A 16421-nucleotide genomic window follows, 5' to 3' on the forward strand; every position below is an offset into this window, starting at 1 on the left:
AGGATGGTTCAAAATGACAAATAAACGCATTATCAGTTTAATAGTAATTATAGTAAGTCTTATTATCGTTTTTAGTATAACTATTTATAATAATAAAAACGCTGAGGTAAAAAGCACTAATTCTTATAGCCAACCATTGGTTAGTGCTGAACACGAAGATAATGCACTTGTATCTTTGAATAAAGATTTTACAATAAAAAAAGATTTCTCTTCTCATTTACCAATAGTCATTATTGATACTAAAGGCATAGAACCACCGATAAATACAAAATTTAATCCAAAAACATTCCTTTTTGAACCAATTAAAGGAATTGAGCCCTATGTAGATGGTACTATACAAGTGATAGATAATGGGAAAAGGAACCACTTAACAGATAAGTCATTCATTAAAAGCAAAATAAAAATCAAACGACGTGGAAATACATCAATGCAATATGCTAAGCCTCAATATTTAGTGAAGTTAGTAACAGAAACTGGACAAGATAATGAACTACCATTACTAGGTATGGGTGAAGATAATGAGTGGATTATCAATGGTACTATGACTGATAAAAGCATGATGCGCAATTATTTGTCTTATCGTATTGCATCACAGTTTATGCCGTATACACAGGATAGCAAGTATTGCGAAGTGGTGACAAAAGAAAAGGGTACCTATACCTATCAGGGAGTTTATCTTTTACAAGAAAGCGTTAAACAAGGCCCAGATAGAGTAAATATTTCTAAATATAAGCCTACAGAACATTATAATAGTTATATGGTTCGCAGAGACAGATATGATGAGGAGTCTATTATGCTTAACACATATGCTACTGAAAAAAAGCTTAGTAAAGGTTATCTCGGATTACGTTATCCTAGTAAACACAGTGTAACTCCAGAAATGATAGATTACATTGAAAAGGATATAAGCAAAATAGAGAGAATACTATATTCAAATAGTTTTTCGGAATTTTCTACTTATCCTAAATATATCAATGTTGACTCTTTTATTGATTATTTTCTGGTCAATGAATTTTTTGGAAATTATGATGCAGGTAATAATTCTACTTATATGTACAAGGATTTAGGAGGAAAACTTTGTATTGGGCCGGTATGGGACTATGATGGTGCTGTAGACAATTATACCGAACAACCTATGCATATCGAAGTGATGGCTTTTCAAACATCACCATGGTTTGATAGACTTATAACAGACAAAGCATTTGTATTAAAACTTGAAAAACGCTATTCAGAACTCAGAAGAAAGTATCTTTCTGAAGAAAATATTATGATCACTATTGAACAAATCCAAGCATATATTGGCCCAGCTAAGGAACGTGAGTGGTTTCGTTGGAATGAGATTAGGAAAAAGCAAAATAGTTATGAATTAAAATCCTATGTAGATATAGACAATGACGTGATTTATCGCAAAACTTCTAATTATGATCAAGAGATATATAAGCTAAAAACAATTTTAAGAAAGCATGGAAATATAATTCTCAAAAGGTTAGAAATTTTAGAAGGGAGTACAATATGGGAAACAAATTGGAGCAGTCGAAAGAATGTAATGTTGTTATTGGTTATTGCATTGTTCTGTGTTCCAATAATTTATGTATCTAGGAGCTAATATCGTAGTATGAACCTATTAATAAATAGGACAAGGAGGAGGTTTATAACTATGAATAAATTTACAATTATCAATATGGTATTCTTTTTTTCATTAATTATTTCCTTTCATACCCACAGTGTTTTTGCAGCAGATATACCCAAAAAACTTGAGGAAGTTAAATACTTCTTGCAAGTTGTAGATACACCTTTTTGGATATGGTTCTTTAGAATATCCTTTTGTGTTTGTTTATTAAGTATAATAATAAGTTTTTTTTATTATCAAAATAAAGAAAACTGAAAGTATTTGTTGTGTAGGAGAAGGTAAATGTTATTTTCAAGTATAATATTTTTATTTTATTTTTTACCGATTGTAATACTGGGTTACTATTCGCTAAGCATTTCAAGATTGGCACAGAATATTTGGTTGTTTATTTCTAGTATTTTCTTTTATGCATGGGGCGAGCCGATTTATGTGCTGATTATGTTATCTTCAATTTTATTAAACTCATTATTTGGAATTTTTATTCAAAAAAGTTGTGAGAATGAGAAAAGAGCGAAAATATTACTTGTTGCGGCTTGTTGTATAGACATTGGCATATTATTTGTATTCAAGTACTTAAATTTTATGATAGGAAATATTAATGACATATCTGGGCGTCAGTTATTGCCTACTACAACAATAGAGTTGCCTATAGGAATTTCATTTTTTACTTTTCAAGCATTATCATATGTTATTGATGTTTATACAGGAAAGACAAAAGTTGAAAAAAATCCATTTTATGTTGGATTATATATAGCATTTTTTCCACAGTTAATTGCAGGTCCTATTATTCAATATAATGATATTGCCGATCAAATCAGAAATCGTACTTCTACTTGGAGAAAGTTTTCAGTAGGATCATGCCGATTTGTAACAGGATTAGGGAAAAAAATGTTGCTAGCCAATAATTTTGCAGCAATGGCAGATAGCATTTTTAACTGGTCAACAATTGGGCAACAATCCTATGAAGTGCCAGTGATGCTTGCTTGGCTGGGGGCAATTGCCTATACATTGCAGATCTTTTTTGACTTCTCTGCATATTCTGATATGGCAATTGGACTAGGCTTGATGTTTGGATTTAAGTTTGAGGAAAACTTTAATTATCCGTATATTTCAAGGTCTATCACAGAATTTTGGCGAAGATGGCATATTTCATTATCAACTTGGTTCAGAGAATATGTATATTTCCCACTGGGTGGTTCAAGAGTTGAAAGTAAAGATAAAATGGTTCGTAATCTATTTATTGTATGGCTATTAACAGGTATTTGGCATGGAGCAAATTGGACATTTATATTTTGGGGAATGTGGAATTTTATCTTCATATTAGCAGAACGTTTTTTACGATATCACGAGAATAATCAGCATCCAATTTTAATGAGCATATACACAATGATTATAGTAACATTTGGCTGGGTAGCTTTTAAAGCAAATGATTTATACCAAGCGGGGAGATATTATCTTAACATGTTTGGACTTAATAATAATGGATTTTATAGTGATTTAGCACTTGTATTTATAAAGGAAAATTTTTTATGGCTGGCTCTAGGAGTTTTATTATGTACACCAATTGCAAGAAAGATGAACTTGCTACTAGCAGAACGAAAGATGTCTGTGATTGGTACTGTATATACTATTGCTTATCCAATTGTAATGATTGGTTTATTTATTATATGTGTTGTTTACTTAGCAAGAGGTACATATAATCCGTTTATCTACTTTAATTTTTAGGTTGCAAGGAGGCATAAATATGAAACAGTTCTTTATGAAAAAGTATATATTTGCAGGAATATTTGTTTTTATATTATTTGCTTTCGGCATTGCCAATTTTATATATCAATTTGATGAGATGAATGAAACTTTTGTAAAGTATGGCAAAATAAATAATCAAAGTGATGTAAAAAAATTAATTAGTAAAGTAGAAGAAACGGCCAATGAGGAATTGTTATGTAAAATTAATTTTATTGAAACTTACGCTTATATTCAAAAGTTGTTGGGCAAAAGCGAAATAGATAATTTTACCTATGGAAAAGATAAAAAAGGATTTTTAAATTATGCAAGCTTTTATAGAGAAGATGATCCTAATTTAAAAGAATATGCAAAACGAATTCGAAGATTAAAAAAAAGTCTTGAAAGGAAAGGTACTAAAGTTTTATTTATTAATCCACCGGAAAAGTATGTACCAAATATCTCAGTATTTGATAAAGGTTTTCCAATCAATAATACAAATGAAATTCAAGATGAATTTTTGCTTTATCTTCACAATAATGGTGTGGAAACATTGGATTTACGTAAAACAATATTAGAATCAGGACTACCTTATGAAAAACTTTTCTATAAAACGGACCATCACTGGACAGTTGAAGCAGCTTTTCTTGCGTTTCGTGCTTTAGTGAATGACATGGAAAGTCGCTATGGCGCAAAACTAGACCCAAAGGGATTTTATCGTGATTTAAATAATTATAATAAATACTACTATCATCAAAGTATGCTTGGTTCTATGGGACGAAATTCAGGAATTAATTATAGTGGGTTAGATGATTTTACACTTATTACACCTAAATTTAAAACAAATTTAGTTTGGGAAGCCGAAGATCTTGATGGGGATAAAAAGCACAAAGAAGGTAATTTTGAAGAGTCAATATTACAGTTAGATCTTTTATCTTCTTCTAAAATTTATTCTGTTTCTAAGTATGATACATATATTGAAACCATTAATCCATGGGATAAAATAACGAATAAAAACAATCCCCATGGGCCTAAAATTTTATGTGTACGAGATTCTTATTTTTCACCAACTCTTTCTTTCTTGGCACCATTATGTAGTGAAATACATATGATTTGGCCATTGGCAACTTCAAATAGGGTAGATGTTGAAAAGTATATAGAGAAATATAAATTTGACTATGTATTTATAGAATTATACCCCCATAATATTAAAGAGGAAGCCTTTCCTTATTTTAAAAGTGAAAAGAAAGAATAAAAATAATACTAAGAAGTGGAAGGTTTACGGATGTACAAAAAAATAATAAATATTTTTGGATGGATTATTCTTTTAACAATTATTTCTTATGGATACTGGAGTGTTCATCTGAAAAATGAAAAAAAAATCGCGCAAGGCACACCAGTAGAAGTTTCATTTTTAGAGCTTAAAGAAGATGCAGACTGTATACTCATACAACAAGGTGAAATCAATGTGTTGATTGATACAGGGGAGAAACAAGATGCACAGAAGATTGTGAATTATCTGCAAAAGAAAAACGTATCTTGTATTGAGTATTTAATTCTAACACATCCAGACTTAGATCATATTGGTGGTGCAATGGATGTTATAGATAATTTTAAAGTGAAAAATATTATCCAATCTTATTATCCAAAAGGCAATAAAGAGTTGGAAAAGTTGAATGAAAAAATTAAAATACAGGGCATCCCTATAATATACCCAACATTAACTCGCAGGTTTTCAATTGGAGAGATGAATATACTTGTATATCCGCCGTTAGAAAAATATTACATAAAGGATAATAACTATTCACTAGTTACTTTGATTAAACATGGTAAAGTAAATATGCTGTTTGCAGGAGATGCGGAGAAAAAAAGGCTTGAAGAAATGATGCTTATTAATTGGCAAAATATTGACCTTTATAAAATACCTCATCACGGTCGAGCCAATATTAATTCAGAACGATTTATTAGAATTCTGAACCCAGCTTATGCGGTAGTTACTTCAAAAAATGCCGATGAAATAATAAAGGAAACTTGTAAAGATATTAACACTCAAGTATTTTATACAGGATCAGGGGACAAGGTATTCTATAGTAATGGAGATGTTTTAAATTTTGGTCATATCTTAAGTAAGTGAACAATGTGGGAAAAATTAGTATAATTTCGCATGTTCTACAAAACTAAATAATCACTATATTTTTAGTTTTATTTTCATTGTTATAAGATAAGGATTAAGGAGTGGAGAAGTTGAGTTTAGGAAAATATAAGAACAGAGTATGGATGGTGCTTAACAGTGTGCTTACGTGTGTTTATCTTTTTTGGAGAATTTTCTACACTATACCCACTGAATATGGCCTAGTATCATTAATTGCGGGCATAGCTTTAATTACTGTAGAAGTGCTAGGTGCATTAGAAGCAGCTGTGCATTATTTTAATATGCATAAGGTTGAAAACGTCCCATTGCCAAGTGTCCCCTTGGATATGTATCCTGATGTGGATATATTTATAGCAACATACAGTGAACCTAATGATATATTGTTGAAAACTGTAAATGGATGCTTGTATATGGACTACCCTGATAAGAGTAAAGTTCATATATATTTATGTGACGATAGCAGAAGACCTGAAGTACGTAAACTTGCAAAGGATATGGGCATCAATTACATAGATAGGGAAGATAACAAGGGGGCTAAGGCTGGAAATTTAAATCATGCTATGTTGGTGACATCATCACCGTTGATTGTAACTTTAGATGCTGATATGATTCCAAAACATGATTTTCTAATGAAGACAGTACCTTATTTTGTTGATGCAGAAGTTAAGAACAATAATCGTAAAGAAGAAGATAAAATTAAAATTGGATTTGTACAAACACCACAAAGCTTTTATAATCCAGATTTGTTTCAATTTAACTTGTTCTCAGAAAATAGAATTCCAAATGAGCAAGATTACTTTTATAAGGATATTCAAGTTTCAAGAAATAAAAGCAATAGTGTTATCTATGGAGGATCTAATACAGTATTATCAAGAGCTGCATTGGATGATATTGGTGGATTCTATACTCAATCTATCACGGAAGACTTTGCAACAGGTATTCTATTGCAGAAAAAAGGATATATTTGCTATGCAGTTAATGAAGTTTTAGCTTCAGGACTATCAGCAACGGATCTTAACAGTTTAATTCAGCAACGTGTACGTTGGGCAAGGGGTGTAATAGCAACAGGTAAAAAAATGCACATCATATTTACTCCTAATTTGACCTTAGGTCAAAAAATTAATTATATGGCTTCAATTTGGTATTGGTATGCACCAATAAAACGATTAATATATATCATGTCACCAATTCTTTTTGCTACATTTGGTTATGTTGTGTTAAAGTGTACTTTATTAGAAGTTTTAATATTTTGGCTGCCCATGTATATAACTAGTAATATCTCATTGAAAATGCTTAGTGGAAACATTAGAACCACAAAGTGGACTAGTATATATGAGACACTTATGTTTCCGTATATGTTATTTCCAGTTCTCCTCGAGACTTTTGGTATAACTTTAAAGAAATTTCAAGTTACTAAAAAAGGTCAAGTTCAAAATGAGAAAGGTAAGAACATAGGATATATGATTCCTTTCCTAGTTCTAATTGTATTGTCAATCATAGGTATTATCAATTGTATCTGCACAATTTTTGACAGTGGATCATTAAATCCAATTGTTGTTTTGTTCTGGTTAGCTACAAATCTATTCTGCTTAGTTATGTCTCTTTTCTTTGTACAAGGAAGAGAGTATATGCGTAAGAGCGAAAGAGTTAATGCAAGAATAGATTGTGAAATACAGGATAGATTTATGAGCCGTATATGTAAAACAAAAGATTTTTCTGAAACAGGTATTTCAATTATATTAAATGATCCTGTAAATATTGACGATGAACATGATGTTAGCATTCAATTAAAAACAGATAGATACAATGCAAAGATGAAAGCAAGAATAGTTCATGTTGAAGAAATCAAAGATGGCTGGAAATACGCATTTTATATAACTGATATGTGTAATTCCTATAGAGAATATCTTCAAATAATATACGATAGGGTTCCAACATTGCCTTTAAATTTATCTGAGTCTCTTAGCAGCTTTGATGATTTAAGATTAAATGTTTCTAAAAGAACAAAGGAAACTTTTTACGAGAATAGACGACTTCCTAGAATCAATATGAATGTAGATGTTAAAACTGAAAAAGGTGACTTTGTGAATGTTATAAATTATAACTATAAATATATTGCATTAAATATAAAAGATAAACCTGAAAATCTGTTACTGATACCAGTAGATGGTTTAGAATTAGATTGTGAATATGAACGAACAGTAAGAGAAAATATTGAGCTATATGCAGTAAAAAATTACAACGAAATTCACACAAATAATGGAAAACAGAAATTATTAGAGAAATGGATTGAAGAGACTAGGACTACTAAATCAGAGAAAATGGAGGCAAGAAATGATACAAAAGTATCGAAGACAAATGAACTCAAAGAAATGGATTTTCTCTAAGACACAGTGCATAAAATTTCTTATATTAATTCTTACGTTATCTGTGATTTGTTTTAGCATATATGCTTATAGCAAGCCATCAGGTATTCAATTCGTAAAAAAGATGAAAGTTGGTTGGAATCTTGGGAATTCTTTAGATACCTATGGTGTGGGGATCATAAATGGAGATCCTGAAATCTATGAGATTTTTTGGGGGAATCCAGTTACTACTAAAGCTATCATTGATGAAATTAAAATTGGTGGGTTTAATACAATTAGAATTCCTGTTACATGGTATGAACATATGGATGAGAAAGGTGTAATTGATGAAAAGTGGATGAATAGAGTGCAGGAAGTTGTTGATTACGTTATTGAAAATGATATGTATGCAATTGTAGATATTCATCATGACAAATGGTTTGTGCCAACTTATGAAAATCAAGATAATGCAAAAAAAATTTTATGTTCAACGTGGGCTCAAATTGCACAAAGATTTGCAAATTATGATGAACATTTAATATTTGAAGCGATGAATGAGCCAAGGCTAATTGGTACTGAGTTTGAGTGGAATGCTGGGAATAAAGAAGCAAGAGAAGTGTTAAACAATTTAAATGCTGCCTTCGTAAAAACGATACGCGAAGCTGGAATTGAAAATAAAAAACGTTACCTAATGATAGCCCCGTACTGCAATTCAGCTGATGACGAAGCTTTAGGAGACTTTATAGTGCCAAGAGATGATCGTATAATTGTTTCAATTCATGAATATGTTCCCTATAAATTTGCCATGAAGGAAGGTGGCACCAAGAGTTGGAATAAAAAGAATAAGAAAGATACAGCAGACATAGATAAGACTATGAATAATCTTCATTATAATTTTATTAGTAAAGGTATACCGGTAATTATTAGCGAGTTTGGTGCGGCAAACAAAGAGAATCTTGAAGATCGTATGGAGTGGGCTAATTATTATGTTTACGCTGCAACAAAAAAGAATATTATGTGTATTTGGTGGGACAATGGGGGTAGTGAATATAAAACAGGTAAGTATGAATTGTTTGATAGACATAATTTAAACTGGGAATACCCACAAATTGTTGATATACTTAAACAAGTTAAGTAAACAAACTGCATTATTTATTCTCTGTTATTTTAAATGGAACGAGTTTTGCAAAGGTAATTGCTAAAACTTGTTCCATTTAGGCATTTATCTATTATGTTATTGAAGTTAATATCTAGATATAAGTAACTACACATTGATGGTGTTCAATGAAATTCCATGATAACTTAAGTGTGTAAAAATAAATTATTCATTGGATAAAGTTTTCTCAAGTCTGGAGTTTGAGAGTAGATTCAATATTGCGAATTATAATTATACAAACATATTTAACTTATATGATAATTTGAAAAAGTACCCCAATCTTCTACTTTATTAAATTGAGGATTAGATGACATAAAGTGGACTATTATTGGAGCGTTGTCTAATTCGGGATATGCATTAAAGAATACTCTATCACCATATCTAATAGCTTCTAAGGCAAGGGGTAACTCGCGTCTAAATACGTAATTTCTTACAGCTGTAACCATTGGACAAAATTCTCCATCTACATATAAATACACGTGAAAAAAGTAGCAATCTGCTTTTCTAATCCATTCACCAAGCACTTCATCTCTCATAGCATTAATTTTCTCATAAGCATATTTTAATCCAATAGTCAAAAAAAGTTCTGCAGTTATATCAGAATGAGTAAGCGTATAGCGCCTAGGTATAATAGGTGCTGTAGCAGTGACTCCATCTTTAAATTCCACTGAAAGCTTTTCAGGGTTTAATCTGCTCATATAATACCTTCTTGTATATATTTATTATAAGAGTATTATATGATGGTTACAGCTATTATGTTAGTAAGCTACGGATAATTAAATCTTAGAACATCTAAATGATGATCTATGATAAGGGGAATAAAACAAGATTAGGTATAGTATAAATTATATAATGAGTATTAAAATTTAGACATAATAGGAGTAGTAACAATGGAGATTTTTGTATTTTTTGTGTTGATGTATATTTCTGTATTTTTACATGAACTTGGGCACTTCCTGTCAAGTAAAATATTTAATATTAAAGTGTATGAGTTTAGCGTTGGGCTAGGCTCTGTCTTTTGTAGATTTAATCTCCAGGAAACTAATTTTTATCTTAAAAATTTGCCATTGGGTGGATATATAAGTTATTCTGACGATGATGTATTCAAGCTAAGCATCGTTAAGGAATGGATTATTATATTATCAGGAGTTTTAATGAATTTTTTAACATGCATTGTTTCTTTATCACTTGCTTATAATAAGAACATTTTCTACATGATGAAAATGTTTTTTATAAAAATTCTCCTTCCATTTTCTTCTGCAATGCTTAATTTTTTAGATTATGCTGGATTAGATAATAATTTAAATAACGCTTTAAGTTCAATACCTAAGCTATCCTCTTTTAATGACTTATACTTTATATTAGCTTGCATCAATTTATCTTTAGTTATCTCTAATTTATTACCAATTCCTATTCTAGATGGCGGTCAGATAATAATGAGTATAATTAGAAGAGTAAGCTATAAACTAGGAACATCAAAGCAATATATAGATTTATTAGGGAATATTATCTACTTCATATGTTGGGTACTTCTTTTACTACCTTTGCTTATTAATAAATTTTTATCTTCTGAAAACCAAGTTATATTTATTCTTTATATAATAATGGGAATTTTATTTTTAGGGATTATATTAGTATTTAAGCAAACAGAGATTTGCAAAAAAGTTTTGAAAAGAACCTACTAGCAGTAACTTAAATGAAACCTCTGAATAATATTAATTCAGAGGTTTTCACAAAATAATATATGACTTTTTATTTAATTAATTTCTACCAGCCATTTCCCCATAATAGATAACCTGGAACTTCTGAACCTGGTCCATAGGGCTCGCTGTATATCATAGTAAGTATGGAGTCCTTTGCTCCTTCTACCATTTTACTCTGTTCTGATGGAGCAACTCCTACCATTTGAGCTTTTGAAGTGTTTTTAAACCATACATCCTTAACTCCATTCCATTCGCCTTTATATACCCATTGATCTGCTGGTAATTCATTTTCCCATGTGCATTGTTCATCAATTGTACCATTTGGATTTGATTTTCCACCAGCATAAACTTCGATAGTGTAGGAATGTATACCAAGCCTTCCATATGTCCAATCTATCATTTCTGCAGAAGTAGGATAATCATCATAGGATTGTTTTGCATAAAATTTTCTACCAGTAGTTTTTTCAAGTGCGTTTTTCATATCAAGGGACACTTTTTCCATAAACTCAGCATCCTTTGGTTTTTCGGAGGTATTACACCAAGGTGTTAATACACATTGTATACCTGTGTGAAGGGTTGCTAAAGCATGAATTTTCTTTGTCATTAAGAAATTTTGGACAGCCTTCACTTCAGGTTCTGCAGCAGGGTTAGATCCTGCTCTTGTATATGCATTCCCACCTAGTACTGGATTTGCATCCACATCTAAGTAATTCCATAAATAATCAAATGTTCTATTTAGGTCAATATTACTTTGTTTTGGATCGTCGCCAAATACTCCGTTTTTATCCCAATCAGGGCTCTCCATACCAATTTTTTTTCTATCCTTTATAGCTGAATTTTTAGCACCTACGTATATATCAGCTATTATTCCATCTCCATCTGTGTCTTTATAGGGATCGCTAAAGACTATATTATTACCATTACGATCTGTTGGTCTTAAGTTTTCTCTGATTGGATATATAAATGATTGGGCATATCCATCAGGGTTCATAACAGGCACAATATATATTACATAATTATCTAAGATATTTTTTACTTTTTTATCAGAATCATAATTAGTAGCTAGCCACCAAGCTGTGTAAGATGCACTTTCAGCGGATTCCTGCTCGTTTCCATGAATATTTCCAATTACAGCAATACCGGTTTTATCTTTTTCATTCTTTGTATTGCTGGTTAACTCAATAGCATTTATCTTTCTTTCTCTCCAGGTATGGCCAATTGGATAAGTTTTTGCTATCTTAGGATATTGATCAGATAAATTTTTTAGTAGGCTTTCGTGAAAGTCTATAGTGTGTCTTTGATCCCAATTAATGCTTTTTAGGTTAGTTGCCGCTTCTTTATTACTTTGGGCAGATACATAACCGCAAGGCGCAATTAATAATAGAGCAGTTAAAAATAATGAAGTGAATTTTTTCATAATCATCCCCCTTAAAATTGTAAGTTATATATTATTTTGTGATTGATAGGATTTTGTTAATTTAATCTTTCTTTAAATTATATTCAACATTATTGTAAAATATTTACATAAAATATATTATAGTTTATAAGTCTATATTTTTATTATTAAGAATAGAAATATGAATTTTGTTTAGCAGCAAAAATTTTATATTATATACATAAAATTAAAAATATATTTATATATATTAATACAATTAATAATTAAGCACCTTAATAATTGATCTGGAAGTTACTAAGTAAAGGGGGATAAAGGATATCATGGATATAATAAAGCTAGTTTTAATTTTTACCTGTATTATTGGAGTCATCAAATTTAATAAACCCTTGTATGCATCAATATTAGCAGGTATTGCAGCTACTATTATTCTTTATAAAATAAGTCCATTACAATCTACTAAACTTATGGCAGTTGGTGGATTTAGTAAACAAACAATTTACCTTGTGCTAGCCTTTTATTCAATTACCTTTTTGCAAAGGATGTTAGAAAAAAGAGGACATTTAATGTTAGCCGAGAGATCTTTAAGTAACTTATTTAATAATAGAAGGGTAAATGCTATGGTTGCTCCTTTTGTAATTGGATTATTGCCATCTGCTGGTGCAGTACTCATTGCAGCCCCCATTGTTGATAACGCTTGTGAAAATTATGTGACTAAGGAAGAAAGGACGTTCATAAGCAGTTATTTCAGACACATTTCAGAATCATTTTTGCCAACCTATTCATCTATATTACTAGCATTAAATCTCACTGGTGTTGATATGACTGCATTTGTGTTAGGAATGCTTCCTATGGTAGCAGTATTATTTTTACTAGGGTATTTTTTCTATGTTAGAAAAATTCCTAAAGATACTGGACTTATGAAATCAAATGATAAACTTCAAGATATTAAGAATTTAGTAATTAGTCTTTGGACCATAGCACTAACTATAGCTATCATTTTAATATTAAAGATATCGGTTCATATAGCTGTGATTCCAGTTATTGTATTTTCTATTATCTTAAATAAATTCAGCTTTAAAGAAATAAAGCCAATGTTTATATCGGCAATAGAAACTAAGTTAATCTTTAACACTATGGTAGTTATGATATTTAAAGAGGTCTTAACTTTTACAGGAGTAATTGAAAGATTACCTAACTATTTTTCTGCATTACCAATACCATCAGCAGTTATTTTCGCATTAATAGTTTTCTTTGGAACATTGGTAGCAGGATCTCAAGCCATGATAGCTTTAGCGCTTCCTCTAGCATATGCAACTATACCAAATGGGGGAGTAGCATTAATGTTATGTCTTATGTGTATGAATTATATAGCTATGCAAATTTCACCATCTCATGTATGTTTGGCTATAGTTACAGAGCATTATGGTACTTCATTTATAGATTTAGTAAAAAAAACTATGCCTATAGTACTTTCTTTTGTTGTAATTAGTTCTTTATATAGCTACTTAGTATATCTTATATTTTAAATATTGAGAGAGTAAGTGTTTCTGCCTACAAAAGCTAATATTATATCTTTATTTATAGATATTAATATATAAATTGATTTCATTAGGAGGGAAAAAGGGGAAATGAGTGAAAAATTATCAATTGGTATGAAAGCGCCGGATTTTAACTTTATTACAGCATGGAATGCAGAAAATAACTTTTATAAAAATATAAGTGGAAAGAAAAATATATTGATTTTTTTAAGGTATTATGGCTGTACGGCATGTCAATTGCAAATTTTAAAGCTTGTTAAAAATTATGAAAGGTTCAAGGAGAAAGATATTCAATTATTTGTAGTATTACAAAGCGCACCTGAAACTATAAGAGAGCAAGATAATAAAGGAGAAATGCCATTTACTATAATTTGTGATCCTTCACAAGAATTATATAAGCTGTATAATACTTCGGCAGCAAAGAATATGTTAGGACTAGGTTCTCTTAATTTATTAAAAAAAGTAGAAGAAGCTAAAAAACTAGGACTAGCTCATGGTAAATATGAAGGAAACGAACTTCAGCTTCCAGCTACTTTTGTAATGGATGAAGAAGGTATAATTAAGTTTGTGCATTATGGGCAGGATGCTGGGGATGTGCCAGATATAGATGAGTTACTTAAATTGATATAATACTGAAAATAATAGATTTTTCTATAATAAAACGCAGCCTCTATATTTGTATAATACATAATCTTAGAAGTTGCGTTTTAATTCTATTTATGTTTATTTTCTTTTAATAATTTCGTATATTCGTTCATAATATCATGAAAAATACACAAATCCTGGACGGTGAATTTTTTTAATAAATGTTTGTTAGTTTCAACTATGTTTATATTATCATACTTCTTATGTGCAATACTAAAAGCTTTTGCTTTTTCAGATGGATAAAGAAGAAAAATTTTAGCATCTTCTTTCGAATTCACTCTATAAATCAAATCTTTTTTTATTAATTTTCGAACTGTTTGTGATATAGCACTAGTTGTTCTATCCCAAGTCCTTGATAGCTCTGTTACTGTAATTCCAGGATTATCGGCAATGTCAGTGAGTACATGGGCTTCCATCATGGAAAGTTCTTCGTTAGTACCATAATCTCGTTTGGTATTAATATAATCAGTGTAAGCTAAAACAAAATTGTATAATACATTAGCATTTTTGCTAAGCGTTTCAAAAATTTCATTAACCTCTTCAATATTTTGATTATCTATTATATCATTTTCAATATTTAAAATTTCTTTAGATATCTTATTTTCTTTCATTATAGTACCTCCAGATATATGTAAACTCATTATACTATAATATGTAAATATTTACAAATTACAACTAAAACTATAAAAAATATTTTAAATATATCACAAAATAGTTTTTTGATTATTCATAAAATTACGATAAGTATTATATATATATAATATAAAGTACTTAATAATTAAGTAGCTTAATAACTAAAATGTTTTAAAAGCAAAATAGCAGTAGCATATAATATCTTAAATTTAAGATATTAATATATAAATTTTAATCCTTAAGGGAGGAAAAAAATGAAGTATGATTTTAAAACATTAGTATCAAGAAAGGGTACTGGAGCTGCAAAGTGGGAACAAATGTATGGTTGGAATGCCGATGTTAAGGATGGGGTAGTGCCATTATCAGTAGCAGATATGGAACTTAAAAATCCACCAGAAGTAATTGAAGGCTTGAGAGAATTTTTAAATCATGCTGTTTTAGGTTATGCAATAGCATATGATGAATTTTATGATGCAGTTATAGCTTGGCAAAGGACAAGGCATAATTGGGATATTAAAAAAGAATGGATTGTAAATACACCTGGGGTTGTAAGTGCGTTTTTCGCAGCGGTTAGAGCTTTTACCAATCCTGGAGACGGCGTAATTATTTTCAAACCAGTATATTATCCATTTGCTATGGCAATTGAAAAAAATGAAAGGGAATTAATTAACTGTCCATTAATTAATACCGATGGATATTATACAATTGATTATGATAAATTTGATGAATTGGCAAAGGAATCGAAAAATAAGCTGCTTATTTTCTGTAGCCCACATAATCCAGTAGGAAGGGTATGGAAAAGGGAAGAACTAGAAAAGGTAGCTGAAATAGCAATTAAAAATGACTTGATTGTTGTATCAGATGAAATTTGGAATGACTTAATAATGCCAGGATACGAGCACACTGTAATGGCTGCAGTAAATGAAGAATTAAACGACAGGCTTATAACTTGCACAGCTCCATCCAAGAGTTTTAACCTTGCAGGAATGGGAACTTCAAATATTATCATTTCAAATGAAAAATTAAGAGAAACATTTAAAAAAGCAGTTGATGTTGTACATGGGGGAACAATTAATATACTAGGATATAAATGCTGTGAGTTAGCTTATACAAAATGTGGTGAGTGGCTAGAAGAAGTAATAGAGTTGATTGATACAAATCAAAAGGTCGTTAAAAAGTTCTTTGAAGACAATTTTCCTAAGATAAAGGCACCATTGATAGAAGGAACTTACCTACAATGGATGGACTTTAATGCATTAGGTATGACAAATAAAGAATTAGAAGAATTTATGCATATGGAAGCTGAATTTTTCCTAGATGAAGGTTATATATTTGGGGAAGAGGGAAATGGATATGAAAGGATAAACTTAGCGGCACCAACTGACGTAATTGAAAGAGCCCTAGAGAGACTTGGACAAGCGTTGAAAAAGATCTATAAATAATAAACCAACTTAAATCCTATTGTATAAAAGTTACCAATTTATATTAATAAAATAAATAT

The 16421-nt window shown here is 30.3% G+C and carries 14 protein-coding genes; 11 read left to right on the top strand and 3 right to left on the bottom strand.

Going from position 1 to position 16421, the window contains the following annotated elements:
- The first annotated feature begins 13 nt into the window (after positions 1-13).
- The 7 genes from JOC70_RS15040 to JOC70_RS15070 all read left to right on the top strand — a co-directional run bounded on the left by JOC70_RS15040 (position 14) and on the right by JOC70_RS15070 (position 8987).
- Positions 14-1606, top strand: a complete 1593-nt coding sequence (locus tag JOC70_RS15040) for a CotH kinase family protein (protein WP_204599713.1) — start codon at positions 14-16, stop codon at positions 1604-1606.
- 51 nt (positions 1607-1657) lie between these two features.
- Complete coding sequence (locus JOC70_RS15045) at positions 1658-1885, top strand: hypothetical protein (protein WP_204599714.1); 228 nt, start codon at positions 1658-1660, stop codon at positions 1883-1885.
- 27 nt (positions 1886-1912) lie between these two features.
- A complete protein-coding gene (locus JOC70_RS15050) occupies positions 1913-3355 on the top strand; it encodes an MBOAT family O-acyltransferase (protein WP_204599715.1) in 1443 nt (480 codons plus the stop codon).
- Positions 3356-3374: 19 nt separating this feature from the next.
- Positions 3375-4607 (top strand): alginate O-acetyltransferase AlgX-related protein, encoded by a 1233-nt coding sequence (locus tag JOC70_RS15055; protein ID WP_204599716.1) that lies wholly within the window; start codon positions 3375-3377, stop codon positions 4605-4607.
- A 30-nt stretch (positions 4608-4637) separates the two neighbouring features.
- A complete protein-coding gene (locus JOC70_RS15060; protein ID WP_204599717.1) occupies positions 4638-5486 on the top strand; it encodes an MBL fold metallo-hydrolase in 849 nt (282 codons plus the stop codon).
- Between the two features lie 101 nt (positions 5487-5587).
- On the top strand, positions 5588-7891 hold the full coding sequence (locus JOC70_RS15065; protein ID WP_423880683.1) for a glycosyltransferase family 2 protein: 2304 nt from the start codon (positions 5588-5590) through the stop codon (positions 7889-7891).
- Positions 7794-8987 (top strand): glycoside hydrolase family 5 protein, encoded by a 1194-nt coding sequence (locus JOC70_RS15070; RefSeq protein ID WP_204599718.1) that lies wholly within the window; start codon positions 7794-7796, stop codon positions 8985-8987. Before JOC70_RS15065 ends, JOC70_RS15070 begins: the two co-directional genes overlap by 98 nt.
- Positions 8988-9250: 263 nt before the next feature.
- Here JOC70_RS15070 and JOC70_RS15075 read toward each other — a convergent pair whose 3' ends face one another.
- On the bottom strand, positions 9251-9703 hold the full coding sequence (locus JOC70_RS15075) for a staygreen family protein (RefSeq protein ID WP_204599719.1): 453 nt from the start codon (positions 9701-9703) through the stop codon (positions 9251-9253).
- 192 nt (positions 9704-9895) lie between these two features.
- Between JOC70_RS15075 and JOC70_RS15080 the strand changes: the two genes are divergently transcribed.
- A complete protein-coding gene (locus JOC70_RS15080; protein ID WP_204599720.1) occupies positions 9896-10690 on the top strand; it encodes a site-2 protease family protein in 795 nt (264 codons plus the stop codon).
- Positions 10691-10772: 82 nt separating this feature from the next.
- Here the strand turns inward: JOC70_RS15080 and JOC70_RS15085 are convergent, their stop codons facing one another.
- Positions 10773-12125, bottom strand: a complete 1353-nt coding sequence (locus JOC70_RS15085; RefSeq protein ID WP_204599721.1) for a M14 family zinc carboxypeptidase — start codon at positions 12123-12125, stop codon at positions 10773-10775.
- Between the two features lie 299 nt (positions 12126-12424).
- On the opposite strand from JOC70_RS15085, the gene JOC70_RS15090 reads away from it, so the two are divergent.
- Both JOC70_RS15090 and JOC70_RS15095 read left to right on the top strand, forming a co-directional pair.
- Positions 12425-13630: a DUF401 family protein gene (locus tag JOC70_RS15090; protein ID WP_204599722.1), complete on the top strand. Its 1206-nt coding sequence runs from the start codon at positions 12425-12427 to the stop codon at positions 13628-13630.
- Between the two features lie 102 nt (positions 13631-13732).
- Entirely contained in the window at positions 13733-14272 is a 540-nt protein-coding gene (locus tag JOC70_RS15095) for a peroxiredoxin-like family protein (protein ID WP_204599723.1), read from the top strand.
- An 83-nt stretch (positions 14273-14355) separates the two neighbouring features.
- Here the strand turns inward: JOC70_RS15095 and JOC70_RS15100 are convergent, their stop codons facing one another.
- Positions 14356-14898, bottom strand: a complete 543-nt coding sequence (locus JOC70_RS15100) for a MarR family winged helix-turn-helix transcriptional regulator (RefSeq protein ID WP_204599724.1) — start codon at positions 14896-14898, stop codon at positions 14356-14358.
- A 276-nt stretch (positions 14899-15174) separates the two neighbouring features.
- On the opposite strand from JOC70_RS15100, the gene JOC70_RS15105 reads away from it, so the two are divergent.
- On the top strand, positions 15175-16362 hold the full coding sequence (locus tag JOC70_RS15105) for a MalY/PatB family protein (RefSeq protein WP_204599725.1): 1188 nt from the start codon (positions 15175-15177) through the stop codon (positions 16360-16362).
- The last annotated feature ends 59 nt before the right edge of the window (positions 16363-16421 follow it).

It is taken from the genome of Clostridium pascui, assembly GCF_016908015.1.
GTDB classification, from domain to species: domain Bacteria; phylum Bacillota; class Clostridia; order Clostridiales; family Clostridiaceae; genus Clostridium_AK; species Clostridium_AK pascui.